Annotated in this window: 23 protein-coding genes; 12 read left to right on the forward strand and 11 right to left on the reverse strand. The window is 63.1% G+C overall.

The window, feature by feature from the left end; genetic code table 11:
- Nucleotides 1–99: 99 nt before the first annotated feature.
- Together CIK76_RS17540 and CIK76_RS17545 are read left to right on the forward strand one after the other, a co-directional pair.
- Complete coding sequence (locus tag CIK76_RS17540; RefSeq protein WP_096288941.1) at nucleotides 100–1,212, forward strand: DNA alkylation repair protein; 1,113 nt, start codon at nucleotides 100–102, stop codon at nucleotides 1,210–1,212.
- A gap of 32 nt (nucleotides 1,213–1,244) precedes the next feature.
- Complete coding sequence (locus CIK76_RS17545; protein ID WP_096288851.1) at nucleotides 1,245–1,739, forward strand: DinB family protein; 495 nt, start codon at nucleotides 1,245–1,247, stop codon at nucleotides 1,737–1,739.
- 117 nt (nucleotides 1,740–1,856) lie between these two features.
- On the opposite strand, the gene CIK76_RS17550 is transcribed toward CIK76_RS17545, so the two are convergent.
- Nucleotides 1,857–2,624 (reverse strand): isocitrate lyase/phosphoenolpyruvate mutase family protein, encoded by a 768-nt coding sequence (locus CIK76_RS17550; RefSeq protein ID WP_096288853.1) that lies wholly within the window; start codon nucleotides 2,622–2,624, stop codon nucleotides 1,857–1,859.
- 171 nt (nucleotides 2,625–2,795) lie between these two features.
- Between CIK76_RS17550 and CIK76_RS17555 the strand changes: the two genes are divergently transcribed.
- Nucleotides 2,796–3,365, forward strand: coding sequence for a CDP-alcohol phosphatidyltransferase family protein (locus CIK76_RS17555; RefSeq protein ID WP_096288856.1), 570 nt, complete (start codon nucleotides 2,796–2,798; stop codon nucleotides 3,363–3,365).
- 29 nt (nucleotides 3,366–3,394) lie between these two features.
- Nucleotides 3,395–4,117: a hypothetical protein gene (locus CIK76_RS17560; protein WP_096288858.1), complete on the forward strand. Its 723-nt coding sequence runs from the start codon at nucleotides 3,395–3,397 to the stop codon at nucleotides 4,115–4,117.
- 68 nt (nucleotides 4,118–4,185) lie between these two features.
- Here CIK76_RS17560 and CIK76_RS17565 read toward each other — a convergent pair whose 3' ends face one another.
- From CIK76_RS17565 to CIK76_RS17585, 5 genes are all read right to left on the reverse strand, one after another.
- On the reverse strand, nucleotides 4,186–4,593 hold the full coding sequence (locus CIK76_RS17565) for a hypothetical protein (RefSeq protein ID WP_096288860.1): 408 nt from the start codon (nucleotides 4,591–4,593) through the stop codon (nucleotides 4,186–4,188).
- 36 nt (nucleotides 4,594–4,629) lie between these two features.
- A complete protein-coding gene (locus CIK76_RS17570) occupies nucleotides 4,630–5,310 on the reverse strand; it encodes a cation transporter (protein WP_096288862.1) in 681 nt (226 codons plus the stop codon).
- Nucleotides 5,310–5,669: a metalloregulator ArsR/SmtB family transcription factor gene (locus CIK76_RS17575; RefSeq protein WP_096288864.1), complete on the reverse strand. Its 360-nt coding sequence runs from the start codon at nucleotides 5,667–5,669 to the stop codon at nucleotides 5,310–5,312. Before CIK76_RS17575 ends, CIK76_RS17570 begins: the two co-directional genes overlap by 1 nt.
- A gap of 84 nt (nucleotides 5,670–5,753) precedes the next feature.
- Nucleotides 5,754–6,302: a GNAT family protein gene (locus tag CIK76_RS17580; protein ID WP_096288866.1), complete on the reverse strand. Its 549-nt coding sequence runs from the start codon at nucleotides 6,300–6,302 to the stop codon at nucleotides 5,754–5,756.
- A gap of 109 nt (nucleotides 6,303–6,411) precedes the next feature.
- Nucleotides 6,412–7,311, reverse strand: a complete 900-nt coding sequence (locus CIK76_RS17585) for a LysR family transcriptional regulator (protein WP_255248533.1) — start codon at nucleotides 7,309–7,311, stop codon at nucleotides 6,412–6,414.
- 57 nt (nucleotides 7,312–7,368) lie between these two features.
- On the opposite strand from CIK76_RS17585, the gene CIK76_RS17590 reads away from it, so the two are divergent.
- From CIK76_RS17590 to CIK76_RS17610, 5 genes are all read left to right on the forward strand, one after another.
- Complete coding sequence (locus CIK76_RS17590) at nucleotides 7,369–8,289, forward strand: EamA family transporter (protein ID WP_096288870.1); 921 nt, start codon at nucleotides 7,369–7,371, stop codon at nucleotides 8,287–8,289.
- Complete coding sequence (locus tag CIK76_RS17595; protein WP_096288872.1) at nucleotides 8,286–8,933, forward strand: NAD(P)H-binding protein; 648 nt, start codon at nucleotides 8,286–8,288, stop codon at nucleotides 8,931–8,933. Before CIK76_RS17590 ends, CIK76_RS17595 begins: the two co-directional genes overlap by 4 nt.
- Before the next feature lie 239 nt (nucleotides 8,934–9,172).
- Nucleotides 9,173–10,351 (forward strand): Cmx/CmrA family chloramphenicol efflux MFS transporter, encoded by a 1,179-nt coding sequence (locus CIK76_RS17600; protein WP_096288874.1) that lies wholly within the window; start codon nucleotides 9,173–9,175, stop codon nucleotides 10,349–10,351.
- Nucleotides 10,352–10,676: 325 nt separating this feature from the next.
- Complete coding sequence (locus tag CIK76_RS17605; protein WP_255248534.1) at nucleotides 10,677–11,282, forward strand: TetR/AcrR family transcriptional regulator; 606 nt, start codon at nucleotides 10,677–10,679, stop codon at nucleotides 11,280–11,282.
- Nucleotides 11,279–11,869: a GNAT family N-acetyltransferase gene (locus tag CIK76_RS17610; protein WP_096288878.1), complete on the forward strand. Its 591-nt coding sequence runs from the start codon at nucleotides 11,279–11,281 to the stop codon at nucleotides 11,867–11,869. The genes CIK76_RS17605 and CIK76_RS17610 overlap by 4 nt, the downstream gene beginning before the upstream one ends.
- 340 nt (nucleotides 11,870–12,209) lie before the next feature.
- Here CIK76_RS17610 and CIK76_RS17615 read toward each other — a convergent pair whose 3' ends face one another.
- From CIK76_RS17615 to CIK76_RS17625, 3 genes are all read right to left on the reverse strand, one after another.
- Entirely contained in the window at nucleotides 12,210–12,611 is a 402-nt protein-coding gene (locus CIK76_RS17615; protein ID WP_096288880.1) for an SMI1/KNR4 family protein, read from the reverse strand.
- Between the two features lie 3 nt (nucleotides 12,612–12,614).
- Nucleotides 12,615–12,914, reverse strand: coding sequence for a hypothetical protein (locus tag CIK76_RS17620; RefSeq protein ID WP_141393612.1), 300 nt, complete (start codon nucleotides 12,912–12,914; stop codon nucleotides 12,615–12,617).
- 153 nt (nucleotides 12,915–13,067) lie between these two features.
- A complete protein-coding gene (locus CIK76_RS17625) occupies nucleotides 13,068–13,712 on the reverse strand; it encodes a dihydrofolate reductase family protein (RefSeq protein WP_096288884.1) in 645 nt (214 codons plus the stop codon).
- A gap of 315 nt (nucleotides 13,713–14,027) precedes the next feature.
- Between CIK76_RS17625 and CIK76_RS17630 the strand changes: the two genes are divergently transcribed.
- The 3 genes from CIK76_RS17630 (at nucleotide 14,028) to CIK76_RS17640 (ending at nucleotide 16,429) form a co-directional block, all read left to right on the forward strand.
- Nucleotides 14,028–14,273 (forward strand): hypothetical protein, encoded by a 246-nt coding sequence (locus CIK76_RS17630; RefSeq protein ID WP_096288886.1) that lies wholly within the window; start codon nucleotides 14,028–14,030, stop codon nucleotides 14,271–14,273.
- Entirely contained in the window at nucleotides 14,270–15,268 is a 999-nt protein-coding gene (locus CIK76_RS17635; RefSeq protein ID WP_096288888.1) for a Clp protease N-terminal domain-containing protein, read from the forward strand. The genes CIK76_RS17630 and CIK76_RS17635 overlap by 4 nt, the downstream gene beginning before the upstream one ends.
- 273 nt (nucleotides 15,269–15,541) lie before the next feature.
- Complete coding sequence (locus CIK76_RS17640) at nucleotides 15,542–16,429, forward strand: macrolide 2'-phosphotransferase (protein WP_096288943.1); 888 nt, start codon at nucleotides 15,542–15,544, stop codon at nucleotides 16,427–16,429.
- A gap of 75 nt (nucleotides 16,430–16,504) precedes the next feature.
- Here CIK76_RS17640 and CIK76_RS17645 read toward each other — a convergent pair whose 3' ends face one another.
- Entirely contained in the window at nucleotides 16,505–17,044 is a 540-nt protein-coding gene (locus tag CIK76_RS17645; RefSeq protein WP_096288890.1) for a 2'-5' RNA ligase family protein, read from the reverse strand.
- 275 nt (nucleotides 17,045–17,319) lie between these two features.
- Nucleotides 17,320–17,817 carry a GNAT family N-acetyltransferase gene (locus CIK76_RS17650; protein ID WP_096288945.1) on the reverse strand — a complete coding sequence of 166 codons (498 nt, stop codon included), beginning with the start codon at nucleotides 17,815–17,817 and terminating at the stop codon, nucleotides 17,320–17,322.
- Nucleotides 17,818–17,860 lie beyond the last annotated feature (43 nt).

Below are 17,860 nucleotides of genomic sequence, written 5' to 3' on the forward strand. Positions count from 1 at the left end.
GCGGCCCTCGCAGGCTTTGTGGGCATCAGCCCAGCGCTTCATCCGAATTCCCCGATCGCAGAATTCGCAGATCCCGCAGATGCGGGAAACAATGGCATTATGCCTTTCGCCGATCAACTCATCGGTGCCGATGTCGCCGAACAGCTCGCCCATGAGATCCAGGCCATCGTCCCGGAGCAGCCCTTGCAATTCCTGCCGGCAGCCAGTGCCGCTCTGGCCGAGCTGAGCCTGCGCGAACGCGCCGATGCCCTGCGCGATGCCCTGCTGTCGGAATTCCCCGAAGACTACGCGCGGCTGGCAACGGTCATTCGAGAAGCCAGCGAGCGTTCCGCGACCTTCACCGGTTGGATGATCTGGCCGGTGACCAGCGCGGTGGCGACCCGTGCGGTACGGGAGAATACCTCCGCGGCATTCAACGACGCTATGGCCCTGCTGGCCGCGCTCACCGGGAGATTGACCGCGGAGTTCGCCATTCGGACGCTGCTCATCCATGACCTGGACAAGGCCCTGGAGATCGCCGAAGAGTGGACCCGGTCCCCTGACGAGCACGTGCGCCGGCTGGCCAGCGAGGGCACCCGCCCCTATCTGCCCTGGGCGGTTCGCGTTCCGCAGCTCACCGCGACGCCCGGCCGCACCATCCCCATCCTCGATGCGCTGTACCGCGATGAAAGCCAGTATGTGCGTCGTTCCGTGGCGAACCACCTGAACGACCTGAGCCGCGATGCTCCGCAGCTGGTCACGCAGACCGCTCGCCGCTGGCTGCAAGCTCCCGAGAAAACCACACTGCCGCTGGTGAAGCACGGACTGCGTACCTTGATCAAGCGCGGAGATCCCCAGGCCCTGGCGGTCCTCGGCTTTGCTCCGGCGACGTTGGAGATCGACGGCCCGCGGCTCGGCCAGCAACAAGTTCCATGGGGTGGAAGCGTGGAATTCACCGCGGCCATCCGCAATGCCGGCGCCGAGCCGAGCGCGCTGGCCATCGACTACCTCGTCCACCATCTCAAGGCCAACGGGTCCACCAGCGCCAAGGTCTTCAAACTTGCCACGCGCACCTTGGCACCGGGCGAAAGCCTGGACATCGGCCGTTCCCATTCATTCCGGGCGATCACCACCCGCCGGTATTATCCCGGGCTTCATGGGATCGCATTGCAGATCAATGGGGTTCCCACGCACACCGTGCACTTTGAGCTGCTCGCCGAGCCTCCGGGCTGACATAGCGCGGCGAGCGGGGCACAATGTGGAATATGGATTCCAAAGAGATGCTCATCCAGCTGGCTACGCGGCCGCTGTCGGCCGCCCGAAATCTTCCACCGCTCGGCGCCGCGCAGCTCAACGCGCATCCTGCGGGACACCCGAATTCAATTGCCTGGCTGCTGTGGCATAGCGCCCGGGAACTCGATGTGCAATTAGCCGAGCTCAACGACCGGCGCCAGGTCTGGGAAGACTTCGGCGAGCGGTTTGAGCTCGGCGAGATCGGGATGGGCTTCGGCTACGGGCACAGCCCAGAGCAGGCGAGGAGCATTGTCGTCGAGGACCAGCAGCTGCTGCTCGACTACCTCGAGGCAACGCTCGCCGCGCTGAGCGGGTACGTCCGAACCTTGGGCGAAGCGCAGCTCGATGAGATCGTCGACCGCGCGTGGGAGCCGCCGGTGACCCGCGGGGTTCGGCTGCTCTCCATGCTCGACGATGCAATCCAGCATGTCGGACAGGCCGCCTACGCGGCCGGAACCCTGGCCTGATCGCTGAAGCCACGTCTGAGGCTGGCCGCTCCCCCAGGGGATCGGTCATCCTCGATCGGGAAGTTAGCCGTCCCGATCGAGGACTGCGCTCCAGCGCAAATTACCTTTCGCGACGGGCTACTTGACCCATTTGGCCAGTTCCGCCGCGGAAAGTTCTGCCAACCATATTTGCCATAGCGGGCCGAAGGTCACGCGGCGAACTCCGAGCGAGCCGAGCTCCGCGAGGTTCCCTGCGCCGTGGGCTTTGACCGGATGAGCGGTGACGTTGACCGGGATCTGCACCGCGTCGACAAAGCGCCGGACCTGTTCGGCGGTGCTCAGCCCCACGGGGTAGACCGCACGCGCGCCGGCCTGCTCCATCAGCTTCATCCGGGCGATCGCTTCTTCGGCGGGGTCCGCGAAGACGTCGGTGCCGAATTTCAACGCGTCGGTGCGCCCATTGATAACAAAGGAAACACCCGCCTCATCGGCGCTCTGGCGCGCGGCGGCGATGTAATCGGCATGTTCCTGGCGCTCGCGCACGCGCTTTGACTCGGAGTGCACCACATCCTCGATGTTCGCTCCGGCGGCGCCAGCATCGAGAAGCCGCCCGATAAGTTCCGCTGGTTCCAGTCCGTAGCCGGATTCAACATCGACGCTGACCGGGATGCTGACCGAATCCATAATGACTTGGCTGTGGCGCAAATAATCCTTGAAGTCCATCTTTTCGCCATCTGCGCTGCCCGTGGCATCCGCTACGGGGTGGCTTCCGATGGTGAGACCTTCAAATCCCGCACTGACCGCAACATTGGCGCTCCAGGTATCCCAAACCGTGGGAAGAACCAAAGTACGGCCGGAATCGTGCAGGTCGGTGAGCTTCTGGGCGAGCTGTGTGACATCAGACATGTGGGTTCTCCTTGGAGTCGCTGAACAAGGCTCAGCGTACCAGTGACCGTATCCGCACTCTAGGGTGGCTTCCAATCAGTGTTTTAATCCCCGCGAAGCCTCCCGAGCTCTTGTAATTTTCTCCACAGTAGGCAATCGTTCAACGTAGGAGAAAAGGAGAAAACGGTGGCGATGCGCTCGGGACGTAAGCATGATTGGGCAACGATCCCCAACGCCATCACGGTGCTCCGCTTCCTGCTGGTCATACCCATCTGCGGCTACCTGATCTCCGATACGCGGCCGGTGCTCACCGCCATCTTGCTGCTGGCCTTCGGCCTGAGCGATTGGATCGACGGTTTCATCGCACGCAAGTTCGGCCAGGTTTCCCGGCTCGGCATTCTGCTCGATCCCATCGCCGACCGCCTCGGCATCGTTGCCATCGCCATCGCCTTTGTGCTGAACGGATCGGTTCCGCTGTGGATCGGGTTGGCCATCTTCATCACCGATCTGACCTTGCTGTGCACCTACTTCTTCTTGCGCCTGTCTTCCCCGCCGGAATCAACATGGCTTGGAAAGATCAGAACAGGGATCATGATGCTGGGCTTGGCCTGTGTTGCGCTGGGGCGCATCGATCAGCTTTCGGTGCTCTTCACCCCGGGTGTCTACATTCTCGCCGCTGGTGCCCTGCTGCATCTGTTCGTCGGTTTCGGCTACCTGCGGATCATGCGGAAGACCGCCAGCGAACAGCGCAAGGCACCCTAGCTCCCGCCGCATTGAGGCAGAATAGTCAGATGGGTTCCCTTAACCGACGCGCAGCAAAATCGGATCAGCAAACGTCAAAGCGCGCCAAGGGTGATTCGCCGCTGATCTGGATTCCGGTGCTCCGGACAATGTTCTACAAGGCGATCTTCGTCGCGGTCATGGGGACCATCTTGGTGTTGCTGTCCGCTACCGGGCTCCTGACCACAAACCACATCAATGAAGTCCAGCGAGATGGCGCATGGTCCGGCATCGCCGTCGCCATGTGCGCATTGCTCTTCACCTTCCTGGGCGTTGACTCCAAGCGCCCGGATTCGGGATTGCCCGCCAAAGGCCTGCCTCAACTCTTAATGCTCTCCACGCTGGCAGCAGTCCTGCTGATGCTGATCTTCATGATCAGTTGGCCCATAGCCGTCGACCAAAATATCTACGGCACAACCGTTGCCGCTTGGTACATCTCTGAGCCACTGGCATTTGGGCTGTCGGCGCTGTTTGTCATCGCCTCGTTCTTCTGGTCGTCATTGGCTCTCCTGGGGATGACGGCCAGCAAAATGCCGTGCAAGCTCCTCGGTTACGTATTCCTGTTTGCCGTCGCCGGTATCGGCATGTGGCTTGGCTCCGGGTTGTTCATGTCCCCGCCTGCCGAGGCGAATCTGGCCCTGTGGATCGTGCTCGCGGCGCTCGGCATCGCATTGCAACCGATCGTGGGCTTCTGCACCGGGCGGCGGATTCAACGGCAGCTAGCCTCGAAGTAGCGGCCGCCGTCGACCGGTTGCAGCCCCGCAGCCAGATGCGGCGGCCCGTGCCATGAGCTGCCTTGGGGCTATTCCCGTTGCGGACGAACTCCGCGCCGGCTAGGGCTCCGCCCGGCGGCGACCGCAATTGCGGCCACCAGCTGGACCCCGGCTGATAGCGAGGCACCAAGAATCCACCACGATCCGGTATCCGAGAGCACCGACCACACTACTATTGCCAGGCCGGCCAAGAACCCGCCGAGGACGAGACCGGGAACCGGCCACAGCGCTCGGGCCCGGATGAGCGGCACGAGGAAAAGGACCCAGCCGAGCAGCAGCATCGCGATACCGAGCAGATCCCACGGCGAAGGCCCATGCCCCTGGCTCAGCCGGAAAACCGCACCACCATTGTCGGGTACCGCCACGATGCCGATCCCGACCAGCGAGAAGATCAACCACAGCATCAGGCCGCGAAGCACGGCTCGCCGAATGTTCATCTTCCCAGATTAGCAATCGGGAAGCTTTTGGCTCGGTCAGTGGTCACTGCACTCATCGTTGCACGCCTCTGTCTCCCGTTCCCCGGTGAGCACGGCCAGCGGGGCGGCACAGCAGGCATCGCCCTTCCACGCTTCGACTCCTTCGCGGATGGCAAAGACGGCGATCACGAGTGCGGCGACCGAGTCGGCCCATGCCCACCCGAGCAGGCTGTTGAGCAGCAGGCCGGCGAGCAGGGCGGCGCTCAGGTAGGCGCAGATGAGGGTCTGCTTGGAATCTGCGACCGCGGAGGCGGACCCGAGCTCGCGGCCCGTGCGGCGCTCGAACCAGCTGAACAGCGGCATGACGATGAGGCTCAACCCGGCGATCGCGATACCCACCGGGGAGTGTTCCGGCTCGCGCAGCCCGGAGAGCGAAAGCACGGCATCCACCGAGACGTAGGCAGCCAAAGCGAAGAACGAGACCGCGATAACCCGCAGCGCGGTCTTCTCCCGGCGTCCGGGGTCGGGCGCGGCGAACTGCCAAGCCACCGCCGCGGCAGAGAGGACCTCGACGATCGAGTCCAGTCCGAAGCCGATCAGCGCCGCCGAGGAGGCGGCCGAACCGGCGATCAGCGCGATCACGGCCTCGATCACGTTCCAGGAGATCGTGATTGCCACGACGATCTTGATCCGCCGCCGCAGCACGTCCCTCCGTGCCAGCGTGAGCTCCGCGGCCATCACTGCACGGCACCCTTTGCGCAGCAGCCCGGGACCACACAGGCCGGATCCAGGCACGTCGCGCTTTCGTCCACGGCCAAGGTCACGTCCACGAGCGCGGTGAGCGCCGCGGCGAGGTGCGGGTCGGCGATCTCGTAGCGGGTTTGCCGGCCCTCGGGTTCGGCGACCACGATCCCGCAATCGCGCAGGCAGGCCAGGTGATTCGAGACGTTCGAGCGGGTCAATTCCAGGTCCCGCGAGAGCACCGCCGGGTAGCTCGCCCCACCGAGCAGGGTCATCAAGATGCGGGAGCGGGTCGGATCGGCCATGGCCCGGCCGAGCCGGTTCATGACATCCAGGCGAGAAGCAATAGTCAGCATACAATGACTATACAGCGCATACTGACCTATATGTCAGGGGCTCCAGATCAAGTGCCCGATCCCTTTGACATCGCCATGTGCCGCTCAACCGGCCCACTCGCTGCGCAACAAGCCATACACCCAGGAGTCGTATACCACGCCATCGACGATGCAGTCCTCGCGCAAGGTGCCTTCCAAGCGGAAGCCCAGTTTTTCGAGCACCCGAGCCGATGCGGCATTGCGGGTATCGACCTCGGATTGGATGCGATTGAGGTCGAAGGCGCCGAACGCCCAGCGCAGCAGGGCGTGCGCCGCTTCCGTCGCATAGCCGTTGCCCCAGGCGGCCTGGTTGAGGCAATATCCCAGAGAAGCGCTTCGAAATGCCGGATTCCAGCTGTTCAGCGTGCACCAGCCGATGAAAGCCTGGTCGGAGCGGCGTTCAATGGCCACGCGGGCACCGCTGCCTTCCTCCGCCATTTTCCTGCACCCCACCATGAATCGGGCGATCGACGCCCGGTCATCCCAGGGCGGCGAGTCCCAATAACGCAGCACCTGGACATCGCTTTGCAAGGCGAAAAGGTCCTCCGCGTCGGCATCCGTGAAGGGACGCAAGCGCAGGCGTTCGGTCTCCATGGTCGGGGTCGGCAGAATCATGAAATCATTCTGGCACAATCTCGAGAATCTCAACCCGGAGCCTGAGGTTGAAGTCGTGGATCGGCCCGGCTCGATTGGAATGCCTCCGCGAGGCCCGGACCGTGGGGATTCAGGCGCTTGCAGAACCATGCAGACCGTCCAGAAAAGCCTTGGCCGCCGGCGAGAGGTTGAAGCCGCTCCACGCCAGGTACTCGATGCGCGTGGGCCCGTCGCTGATCGGGATGGCGCGGAAGTCGCCGCTGTCGGGGATCACCGCCGGGGACAGGAGCGCGATGGCGAGGTTGCTGCGCACCAGGCCCAGCATGAGGTCGGTGCTCATCGCCTCGAACGCGACCTCACGACGGATCCCGGCCGCCGCGAAGGCAAGATCCGAGGGGGCTCGTCCGGTTGTGCCTACGGGGAAGTCCACAAACGTCTCCTCGGCCAGCTCCACCAGCCGCAGTTCTCCCCGGCCGGCGAGCGCATGCTGCGCGGATACGACGGCGACGAGCCGTTCACGCGCCAGCACGCTGGCGTCGACCCCGCCGTGCGGTATCGCCCCGGGGAGCCCCAGCACGGCCACATCCATGCTTCCGTCGGCGATGGCTGCGATGAATTCGTCGCTGCCTCCGCCGCGCAGCCTGATCCCCACCGCTGGATGTGCACGGTGGAAAGCTCCAAGCACCGCGGGAATGTCGAGCGCAGTCACCGTCGGAATCACCCCGATGGTCAGCGTGCCGCGGATCTCGCCGGTCGCGGCGGCGGCAGCCGAGGCCGCGCGTTCGGCCGCGTCGAGGCTCAGCCTGGCCGAGACGAGGAACGCTTCGCCGGCGGCAGTGACTTCGACGCGGCGGCTGGTGCGGGCAAATAGGCTGAGACCCAGTTCGCGTTCCAGGGCCTTGATCTGGTGGCTGAGCGCGGACTGCACCACGTGGCAGCGCGCGGCGGCGCGGGTGAAGCTGCGTTCCTCGGCGACCGCGACCGCATAGCGCATCTGCTGAAGTTCCATGCATTCATGATTGCAGTTCATCGATGGCATGACAACAATGTGTTGGACTCATGATTCGGTTCGGCAGAAGATGAATATATGAACACAACGACGATCCCGCTGCCAGTTCCCGGCACCCTGCTGACCTCGCGCATCGGCTGGACGCTGCTGACGGCGATCGCCCCGGCCGTATGGGGCACGACCTACATCGTCACGACGCACTTGCTGCCCGAGGGGCATCCCTTCTTCGCAGCGCTGATGCGCTCGCTGCCCGCCGGGTTGCTCGCCCTGCTGATCGCCCGGCGGCTGCCGCGCGGGTCCTGGTGGTGGAAGTCCCTGGTTCTCGGCACGCTGAACATGGGCGCGTTCTTTCCGCTCTTGTTCCTCGCCGCCCAGCACCTGCCCGGCGGCATCGCCGCCACCTTGGGTGCGTCGCAGCCGATCGTGGTGGCGCTGCTCGCCGGAGCAATCCTGCACGAAAAGCTCTCCGCATGGCGGGTCATCTGGGGCCTCGGCGGCATGGCCGGGGTCGGCCTCGTGGTGCTCGGTCCCGACGCGGGCCTTGATCCCCTCGGCATCCTCGCGGGCCTAGCCGGGGCCGCCTCGATGGGCACCGGCGTCGTGCTCACGAAGAAATGGGGCAGGCCCGAGGGCGTCTCGGCGATCGGACTCGCCGGCTGGCAGCTCACCGCCGCCGGACTGCTGCTGCTCATCCCGGCCATGCTCTTCGACGGAATCCCGCCGGGCATCGATGGCCCGGCGGTCGCCGGATACCTGTGGCTGAGCCTGATCGGCGCGCTGTTGACCTACGGACTATGGTTCTCCGGCATCCGCCGGCTGCCGGTGACCGCGACCGCACTGCTCGGGCTGCTTTCCCCGCTGGTAGCCGCAACCCTCGGCGCGGCCATCGCCGCCGAGGTCCTCACCCCAGGCCAACTTTTCGGCTTCGCCGTCGCGCTCATCGCCATGGTCGCCGGTCAACTGGGCCCAACGAAGAAGAAAGCACGGTTCCCCGCATGAACATTGCAGTTCTCGGCGCCACCGGCATGGCCGGCAAAGCCATCGCCGCAGAAGCCCTCGACCGCGGACACCACGTCATCGCGCTCTCCCGAGGGCACCACGCCGCACCTCGCCACGACCGGCTGAGCACACTGGCCGTTGATGCAGCCGACACCGCAGCGTTGCACCCGGTGCTCGCCAAGGCCGACGCGGCGGTGCTCGCCATCCGGCTCGGCCCGGGCGAAGAGTCCCGATTGGCGCCGCTCACCCGAGGCGTTTTGGACGCCGCCGAGCAGCACGGCACTCGGGTGCTGATCGTCGGCGGCGCGGCACCGCTGCGCTCCCCGACGGATCCCGGCCGGCTCTTGATCGAAGACCCCGACTACGTGCCCGCTGCGTGGAAGCACGTCGCGCAGGCCAGCCTCGACCAGTTCAAAACCTGCCAGCGGCACCCCTACAGCGGATGGATCTACCTGAGCCCGCCGGCGATTCTCGAACCCGGCGAGCGCACGGGCGGTTATCGGCGCGGGCGGGGCACACTGCTCACCGATGCGCACGGCATCTCGCGGATCACCGCGGCCGACCTAGCCATCTCCGTGCTCGACGAACTTGAGGGCCCTGGCGGCGGCCAGCATTTCACCGTCGCGCAAGCCGCCTCCTGCTGATCCACTCTCCCGGGCAGCCCGGCGGAAATTCCGGAATGCGGCGCATCGGCACCATGTATAGTTTCAGGCATGTCGAGTCCCGAGTCAGACAAGTCGGGGACTGCCGGTCACCCCGCCAGTCCCCTGAACCGCTAAGCACCAGCGCCGCGCCCTGCGCGCACGCGTGCCTGACTTATCCGGGCCCCTGGCCGTGGTGACAAAAAGGAACCCCCTTTTGACCTCTCACCTCGGAGTCCTCGATGCCTTTTGCTCTCTACCTGCTTGCCCTGGCCGTTTTTGTCATGGGCACCTCAGAATTCATGCTCGCGGGCCTGCTGCCCGCTATCGCCACCGAACTTGGTGTGCCCCTCGGCACTGCCGGGCTGCTGACCTCCGCCTTTGCGCTAGGCATGGTCATCGGTGCGCCGGTGATGGCCGCTTTCGCCCGGCGTTGGCCGCCGCGGCTCACGCTGCTGCTCTGCCTTCTCCTCTTTGCCGCAAGCCACGTGATCGGAGCGATAACGCCCCTGTTTTCGATTCTGCTCATCACCCGCGTGCTCGGCGCCCTCGCCAACGCCGGATTTCTCGCCGTCGCACTGAGCGCGGCCGGCACGCTCGTGCCGGAGAACCAGAAGGGGCGCGCGCTGTCGATCCTGCTCGCTGGAACCACGCTCGCAACCATCGCGGGCGTGCCCGCGGGGGCGCTGCTGGGCACGGCGATGGGCTGGCGCACCACATTCTGGGCGATCGCCGTCCTCTGCATTCCCGCAGCCATTGGCATCCTGCGCGGTCTCGGGCCAACTGCCGGGCAGCCCGCGGACGCTTCGGGCGCTCCGAGGCTGCGCGTGGAACTCGGCGAGCTAGCCACGCCGCGCCTGATTCTCGCCCTGGGACTCGGCGCCCTGGTCAACGGCGGCACCTTCGCCGCGTTCACCTTCCTGGCACCGGTAGTCACCGAACACGCGCAGCTGGCCGAAGGGTGGATACCCGTAGCCCTGGTGATCTTCGGCGGCGGGTCGTTCCTCGGCGTCACGCTCGCGGGGCGGCTCGCGGATCGGCATTCGGGGGCCGTGCTCGCCTTCGGCGGACCGCTGCTGCTTGCAGGCTGGGTTGCCTTGGCCTTGAGCGCATCCCATCCGGGCGCCCTGATAATCCTGCTGTTCGTGCAGGGAGCGCTGTCGTTCGGCGTGGGCAGCACCCTGATCACACAAGTGCTGTACGCGGCTTCGGGGGCGCCGACGATGGGTGGCTCGTACGCCACCGCGGCGCTGAACATCGGAGCCGCTGCCGGGCCCGCGCTGGGTGCATTCGGCCTGGCCACCGGGCTGGGCCTGCTCTCCCCCATCTGGGTGGCCTCCGCGCTGACGGCGATCGCGCTGCTGATCATGCCCTTGGCGGGGCGCACCCAGGCGAAGACTCCTGCGGACGCCAATTGCTGACGCTCTGCAGTTCGGTGCCTGCCGCAAATGCCCCGGGGCGCACAGCTCTGCAGCTCTTATTCAGCGGCCAATTCGAGGAGCCAGAGCAGCAATCATGCTGATGCGGTGACCGCAAGGAAATCTGCGTCGAGTCGCAAGCCTGGCCTTCCGGGGAAGGGACGAGCTGGATATTATCCAGATAAGGACTACGGATCGTGCGAATCGCGAATCCCGCTATTGTTCCGTGGCGAAAACATCGACGGTCAGCCATTCGATAACAGATGAGCATTGCACGCCAGGTCTGAAATCCATAGAATGAACATCAGTTCATTCTATGGAGGTGTTCGTGCGTGTAGCAGAACAGAATCGGGCCTTGCGCGAGACTACGCGCCAGGCGATCGAGCGCGCCGCCGTCCGCATTTTTGCACGGCATGGATTTGCTGCGTCGAGCATCCGGCACATCGCGGAAGAAGCTGGGCTCAGCATCGGATCCATCTACCGGCATTATGCGAGCAAGGAAGTCCTCTTCGACGACCTGCTCAAGCAAGCCGCGGCCGGCCTAGAAGCGGTCTCCGATACTCTTTCGGGCGACGGCGATCCGCTCGCCTTAGTGCGCGGTTTCACACATGACTTCCTCTCCGACCTTGCGGGAGATCAAGAGGCAGCCGAGTTCTATCTCGTGATCAACCAAGGATTCCTGAGCGACACCCCGGCAGGAACGGCGGCACGGCTCGCGGCCGAACAGGGCTCTCTCTGGGAAGCCTTCGCCGAGCTCATCCGTCGGGGACAAACCTCCGGACAGTTCGCAGATGGCGATCCGGAGCAACTAACCGCCTATTATTTCGCAATGCTGTCGGGTATTGCGAACATGCGCCTGGTCATCCAGGACGCGTTGACCGACTCAGGCGCAGACGTTGTGCTTCGCCTACTAACTGGCGAGGGAAACCCATGATCGAGATCAAACGTGGCGACGAGCTTGGCGAGAACTCCCGCCGGGACATCACCGCGGTGCTAATCCACGGATTTGCCGACGACTTCAAGTACTTCTCGAAAGACCCGCAGGTTCTGGCGGACGCTTTCGAACACATGATCATCCTAGAGCGCTTCTATATTGCACTGGTCGATGGAGAACCTGCGGCGGTTGCGACCCTGACGGAAGGAGATCAGGAGTGCTTCAAGCCCAGCGGACGTGAATTTCGGCGTGCGTTGGGAAACTGGCACGGAGCAATCAGCTACTTTATCGTTCGGAGCCAGTTCCTCGGGGCCTACGCGGACGCACGGCCCGCTCTGGCCGAGATCGGCTTCGTGACCACCGTGCCACAACGTCAAGGCCAGGGCGTCGCAACCGCTCTGATGAAGCATTTGCTGCGGTTGCCTTACCAGGAATTCGTGCTCCGAGACATCAAGAATACGAACACCGCCGCGTTGGCGCTATACCGCAAGCTCGGATTCCGTGAATCGCACTCGCGCCCGGTGAAGTTTGCCAAGCGTGCCGGATTCTCGAACTATCTGTCGATGAGAATCCGGAGCTCAGAATAACGAGGAGAACAATGGACTTGACGGAACCACAGCTTTGCGACTTTTCAAGGTGCTACTCCATTGCCACTGTGCTCCGTAGTAATTGAATGGCCCGTTGGATCCTGCGTTGAACCCCCTGAGCTCGTCCCGGATTGAGCGTGCTCGCGATTTTTGGGGATACCGCTATTCCCGCACCGTGTAGCTGCTTGCGAAAAGTCAGCCGATCCCAGCAGAAACATTCAATAGCCACGGGCAGGGCAACGCGCCCGAGGCTGGCGCCCGCACCGGAATCAGACGCAGCTCAATGGCTTAACTAGATTGATCAATTTCATCAAGGTGCCCGCCGGTGCTTGTTCCCTCGCTAGCCGTTGCGCTCGGCCAGGCACGTGCCGAGCCGGAGCAATTCATCGAGGGAACCGGCGTTGCGTTCCATGCTCTGCTCATCCATGACGCCCATGTCCACCTCGTAGATGCCACGGTCCTGCAGGTTCAGCAGGATCGCGGTCCCGCCGCCGTCGTCGCCGATCATGAAGTAGCCGGGCAGGTAGGCCTGCACCTCGTAGTCGACGTTGCGTTGCACTACGCCCTCGGCCCCGAGGATGCTCAGGTTCCCTTCGGTGTACAGACCGTTGGAGATCCGAAGCAAATCCACATATTCCTCGGGCAGCGGACCGCCATACTCGCCCCGCTCGGTTTCCAGAACAGCGGGCGAGGCGGGCGGATGCAGGGTGAACTTCTCGCTCAGTGCCTCTCTTGAGAGCATGGTTCACCCTTCCCACACGATGAAAGCGTCGCGGTCTAGATAGTGCTGGAACGCGAGGAGCAGCTCCGCGGTTGTCGCGCCAGGTCGCTGCGCTAGGGCATTGGCGACGATGCTTTGCACGTCATCGATCGCGAGGACATACTCGTAGTCGAGCGCGATCGCTTCGGCCGGCAGATCCGTGGCGGCATCGGAGACGTCATCCACATCCCAGACCAGCACCGGCGCGGACTCCTCGAAGAGCCGCCGGCCTGCGGAAGCATACAGCGCGTGCGTCCACGGCAGATCGCCCGCGGTCCGCAACACATCCCCCAGCAGCATTCTCATGGTTCTCAGCTTCCCTCGTTCAGACAGGCCAGCGGCGTGCGGCAGGATGCATTTACAGCTCCCAGGCAGGCATTGGACGCAGAAAGGCAGAATTCCAGTTCATGGTTTCCACTTGGTGGCCACATGAGAACTTCACTCGCGGCTCGTCCTGTTCCACAACTGATGGGTCAGTCCGCTGGAGGTGCCAATGGATTCGACGCTGAAGCGGTCTTCCAAGCCGGCCAGGTGATCCCAGATCCGGACTCCGGAACCGAGCACGATCGGAACGATCACCACATGCAGGAAGTCGATGAGATCAGCCTGCAAGAACTGGCTCACGGTCGATGGTCCACCGCCAATCCGGACATCCAACCCGCCGGCCGCTTCCTGCGCCAGGCCAAGCGCTTGCTCCGGCGACGCATCGACGAAGTGGAAGCTGGTGCCGTTGGCGAATTCGAGTTTCTGGCGCGGATAGTGGGTCAGGATGTACACCGGGGTGAGGAAGGGCGGTTCGTCTCCCCACCACCCTTCCCAGCCGTCATCGGGCCATTCGCCCATCTGCGGACCGAATTTACGGCGGCCCATGATCTCCGCCCCGATCCCCTGGCCCCACATGCTGAACATGGCCCGATCCACGGTCACCGGGTCATCGATGCCATGGATGCCGTGGATGACGCGTCCGTCGAATTTGCCGAAAAGCGCGCGGGCGTCACCGATCGGCTTCTCGAGCGTCACGTACTCACCTGCGGCATAGCCATCCGAGGAAACTAGCAAGTTATGTACCCGCGTCCGGACCATGGCAACTCCCTAAGCTCTTGAGATCTGGAATCACTTGAACCCTAGCGCAGAGCATTTTCGATCCGCAATCGGTTTGGCGGCCGAATATCTGGAGAGCGAGCTCCTTGACGGGCATGATGTTCTCAGCTCCACTGCTGCGATCCGGGAAAACGCCTCTCAGAATGCGGGTTTCTTGGCATTATTAGATCTTGATGCGGGCTCCTATCTCGTCGCCACACCTAACAATCACCGGTAAGTCCAACCAATCCCCCGCCACAGACACCCGGCTAGCAACCTTTGTTGACAGGCGATTGCTTGGCAACGTAGGTTGACAGCATGGAGTCAACACAGATCACCACGGTCGCGGCAGACACCAGCGACCCACGCTCCGGGCTTCGCGCTATCGCTTCCCTGCGTGCACTCACCGAGCGGCTCGAACTCGCGCAAGTTGAGGCGGCCCTGCGCTTGGGCATGAGCTGGCAGAACATTGCCGACGCACTCGGGGTCTCCCGCCAGGCAGCGCACAAGAAGTACGCGAAGAAGGTCGATCAGACTATCCCCGTAGCAAGGAGGGCCCATTGAGCAAGTTCAGCGACGCGGCAACTACATCGCACACGCTCTCGCTCGCCGCCATGGAGGAAGCCTCCCGCATCGGACAGCGCACCGCCGACATCGAGCATCTGCTTCTTGCACTCGTCCTCAGCGAGCAGAGCGCCGGACAGGTCCTGCGAAGCATGGGGATCACTCTTGAATCGGCAAGAGCTGCCGTCAACGAGCAGCATTCGGCACAACTCGCCTCGCTCGGCGTCAACAGCGGACTCCCGCCACAAGGGCGGATCGTCTTCCATGAAACCGGTGGCTACGAATGGAGCGACCGCGCGTTAGCCGTGATCAAACGCGCGAGCGGCGGCGGGCGTCGGGGAACTGCCGCTGACGTACTGGGTGAACTCATGACGGAGCCGAGCGGCATGATCGACCAAATACTACGGCGGCTAAATACGGCACCCGATCAGGTGATCGCGCTAATCGATGAAGCCCAGCACTTCACTGCCTTCAAGCCACGACACAGCATTCGGCCGGACCAACGTTCGGGAAGCATCGAGGCATTTATTCCCGCTGCCGTTGAACAGGTCTGGGTTTTGCTCTACAGCCCGTCGCGGATACCTCAGTGGGAACCGACTATCAATGAAATCGCCGGCAACGATCCACTGGGACGCATCCATATTGGCGAACGCTGGAGCGCACGCACTCGCACGCAGCGGCCCGATGGCAAGCAGCTTCGAATTAAGCCTGAATTCCAGACCCAGGATGTCGAGCTTGTCGCATGCAGAGACGCAACATTGATCGAGTGGCAGTTCACCTTTCCAGAATCGGCGCGGGCCAACATCAAGCGAATACGTATTGAGTTGGAGCCTGCAGCTGGCGGCACCCAGCTTCATATCCACCTGCGCTGGGAACGCAATGCCAACCGCGTCGTTCACCCATGGATCGAACTGCTCCTTCGCCCGCTCGTTCGTTTCGGGATCTGGATGCAGCTGTCGCAACTGAGCGGTGGCATCGGCCGAGTTTTCCGCTAAGCGCTCCACTGCTCACAGCTCTGTGGTGCCTCTTCGCTGCCAGTCCAAGCGACAAACCAACTATCGGGCCCGTCCAGATTCCAGAGGCGAGGGAGACTAAATTCAAACGGGCCAGCGCCATGCCTGGATCGAATCGCCACCCCAGTCCCTCGACGAAAGGTTGGGCTTCGCGGCCTTGACGGGGCCCTCGTGCTCAGCGGCTCGGTGATGTTCAGCCGGCCAGGTGCCAGCACCGCTATGTACTTTTCCCGCTCAACCAGCAAGGCTGGGATCATGGAAAACTCTGCGATTCGAGAAATTTGTGCGCTGGCCGAGATCCACGGATTGACGCTGGATCCTTCGAGTATCACCATCAACGAACTAGGCTTGGATTTCCAGGTCGCCATCGGCACCACAAATTCCGGCGATTCCTGGGTACTGCGGATTCCACGTCGCCCCGATGTCACCGAACGCGCGGCGGTAGAAGGCCGGCTGCTCCACTGCCTAGCGCCGCACCTGGACGTAGCGATTCCCGATTGGAAAATCCATAGCGAGCAGTTGATCGCCTATCCGCTATTGCCCGGCGAACCGGGGCTCACCCTCGACGAGGCAGGGCAGCCACACTGGCATTTCGACCTGGAATCCCGGCACTACGCGCACTCCTTGGCGGATGTGATTGCGCAATTGCATGCGGTGGATCCACGGGTAGTTGCCGACAGCGGGATCGAGGTGTTCACTCCCGACTCCGTGCGCCAACGCAAGCGAGAGGACATCGCCACAGTCGTGAACGAATTTGAGGTAGCCCCAGATTTGCAGGACCGCTGGAACGCCTGGTTGGCCGATGACCGGTACTGGCCGCAGCACACCACCGTGACGCACGGAGAAATTTATCCCGCGCACCAACTGATGACCGGCGAGCGCATCGACAGCATACTGGACTGGACCACCGCGGCCATCGGCGACCCGGCCCGGGATTTCGTCTTCCACCAGGCAAGCGTTTCTCCGCAGGCGTTCGATGCCACCGTGGCCCGGTACGTAGCTCAAGGCGGGGTGGTTTCTCCGCTTTTGGCGGAGCACTGCGCCGAACTTTTCAGTACCGCCGCCGTTGATTACGGCCTCTTCGCGCTGCAGACCGGGGCCGACGAACATCTCAAGGCCGCAGCGGCCCAGCTCAATTCCTAGGCCGACTGCCCAGAGACTTTGCCGCCGCGCTGAGTACCGGACTTCGTCCATGGCTGTCCGGCCGACAAGTGCAATCTAGTCCGCTCGGATTCTTGTCTCGTGAGCGTTGCTCGCCTCGGCAAGTACGGTGAGCTCACCGCTGATTGGTTTCCACAGTGCCGCCCGGATAGCGGTGAGCTGCTCCAAATTCCGTGGAGTCAGCTCATCCAATGCACGAATGTAGTCCGGGACGATTTCTCGTGGCAACCGCAGGCCCATCGTCAGATGCGGAGTCCATCTCGACCCTCGACCATCCGGGTTCAGCGCGCTAATCTCGCGTGCAGCAGATTCCAGTTCTTCGGAGGTTTCAAGCAACCAGGCGACGGTTTGCTTTCGCTTCGTTCCGAAAACAACGGTGCCCACACGCTCCAGCCGTGCCGGGATCAGCGCAGGAAGCAACCGCGCAGAACATTGCGCAACCTCATCGGCCATTGCAGGTGAAAAGGTGATGGTGATATGCGGCGTCTGCTGTTGCACCGGAAACCCACACTCGGAAAGACGCGCGAACACCTCGCGGATCTGTTGCTCCTCGGCATCCGCCAATCGCAACAAGATGTTTTCTGGCGAGCTTCTCATCAGCGCTTCCTTATCCTGCACCTTATCCCTTGACGGCGACAGTTTACCGGTTGGGCTTCCCCACCATATCGCTCATGGAGCGGGTCGATGAAAAGGCAGAGGTATTCCCAATAACTCTCGTTGGCCGGGGTAAACAACAGAGTGCTTACTCCCTTGGCTTTGCCACAGCTTAGAGGCCTAGTGCTTGAGGCAGTTCAAGGGCTTCCCGGCGGTCCATATAATTGCGCGAATCCCGGATTGCAGTGCGGTACAGATCAGACCCAAGAATAGTCGGTTCAGCTTCGACGCCTGATTGTTGCCTTCGGGAATAGCGGCTTCACCATAATCAGACAAGGGGTATCTTCGCCCCACAGGTTGGTCTCCTCCAGAGCAAGAAAACCGCACTTTTCATAAAAGTGGCGCGTGCGTCGATATCCTTCATCCGGATGCGATGCTCCGAGCGTCTTCACTTCCAGCAGCTTGACCCCGTTGCCGAGCGCCTCGGCTTCGAGCGCCTCAACCATCGCACTGCCCACGCCGGATCCATGGAATTCACGATCAACAACTGTCAGATGGATTTCCGCGACGTGCGGAAAATGCCGGTCGACCAGCGTGAGTCCGATGACTTTCCCTGCGTTGTCCCGAACCGTCCAGGTTTCTTTGGTGCGCGCGGCGTCGATGTACTCCGCATTGGATTCAGGCTGCCCAAACCATTCGGGAACGGTTGACAACAATCGTGCGGTGTCTTCCGGGAGCTGGGCATCACGTCCCGCCGTCCAAGGTGCACTATTCATCTTCACAACCGCATCGACCTCTCGCAAAGCGCGCTAACCGTCC

Origin of the sequence: Glutamicibacter sp. BW80 (assembly GCF_002332385.1) — a bacterium.
Lineage (GTDB): Bacteria > Actinomycetota > Actinomycetes > Actinomycetales > Micrococcaceae > Glutamicibacter.

Coding starts and splice junctions, on each gene's coding strand:
- CIK76_RS17600 (WP_096288874.1), top strand. CDS start 9,173: ATGCCTTTTGCTCTCTACCTGCTTGCCCTGGCCGTTTTTGTCATGGGC.
- CIK76_RS17575 (WP_096288864.1), bottom strand. CDS start 5,669: ATGCTGACTATTGCTTCTCGCCTGGATGTCATGAACCGGCTCGGCCGG.
- CIK76_RS17555 (WP_096288856.1), top strand. CDS start 2,796: ATGCGCTCGGGACGTAAGCATGATTGGGCAACGATCCCCAACGCCATC.
- CIK76_RS17650 (WP_096288945.1), bottom strand. CDS start 17,817: ATGAATAGTGCACCTTGGACGGCGGGACGTGATGCCCAGCTCCCGGAA.
- CIK76_RS17540 (WP_096288941.1), top strand. CDS start 100: ATGCCTTTCGCCGATCAACTCATCGGTGCCGATGTCGCCGAACAGCTC.
- CIK76_RS17595 (WP_096288872.1), top strand. CDS start 8,286: ATGAACATTGCAGTTCTCGGCGCCACCGGCATGGCCGGCAAAGCCATC.
- CIK76_RS17570 (WP_096288862.1), bottom strand. CDS start 5,310: ATGGCCGCGGAGCTCACGCTGGCACGGAGGGACGTGCTGCGGCGGCGG.
- CIK76_RS17585 (WP_255248533.1), bottom strand. CDS start 7,311: ATGAACTGCAATCATGAATGCATGGAACTTCAGCAGATGCGCTATGCG.
- CIK76_RS17545 (WP_096288851.1), top strand. CDS start 1,245: ATGGATTCCAAAGAGATGCTCATCCAGCTGGCTACGCGGCCGCTGTCG.
- CIK76_RS17645 (WP_096288890.1), bottom strand. CDS start 17,044: ATGAGAAGCTCGCCAGAAAACATCTTGTTGCGATTGGCGGATGCCGAG.
- CIK76_RS17590 (WP_096288870.1), top strand. CDS start 7,369: ATGAACACAACGACGATCCCGCTGCCAGTTCCCGGCACCCTGCTGACC.
- CIK76_RS17580 (WP_096288866.1), bottom strand. CDS start 6,302: ATGATTCTGCCGACCCCGACCATGGAGACCGAACGCCTGCGCTTGCGT.
- CIK76_RS17615 (WP_096288880.1), bottom strand. CDS start 12,611: ATGCTCTCAAGAGAGGCACTGAGCGAGAAGTTCACCCTGCATCCGCCC.
- CIK76_RS17610 (WP_096288878.1), top strand. CDS start 11,279: ATGATCGAGATCAAACGTGGCGACGAGCTTGGCGAGAACTCCCGCCGG.
- CIK76_RS17560 (WP_096288858.1), top strand. CDS start 3,395: ATGGGTTCCCTTAACCGACGCGCAGCAAAATCGGATCAGCAAACGTCA.
- CIK76_RS17625 (WP_096288884.1), bottom strand. CDS start 13,712: ATGGTCCGGACGCGGGTACATAACTTGCTAGTTTCCTCGGATGGCTAT.
- CIK76_RS17550 (WP_096288853.1), bottom strand. CDS start 2,624: ATGTCTGATGTCACACAGCTCGCCCAGAAGCTCACCGACCTGCACGAT.
- CIK76_RS17565 (WP_096288860.1), bottom strand. CDS start 4,593: ATGAACATTCGGCGAGCCGTGCTTCGCGGCCTGATGCTGTGGTTGATC.
- CIK76_RS17630 (WP_096288886.1), top strand. CDS start 14,028: ATGGAGTCAACACAGATCACCACGGTCGCGGCAGACACCAGCGACCCA.
- CIK76_RS17640 (WP_096288943.1), top strand. CDS start 15,542: ATGGAAAACTCTGCGATTCGAGAAATTTGTGCGCTGGCCGAGATCCAC.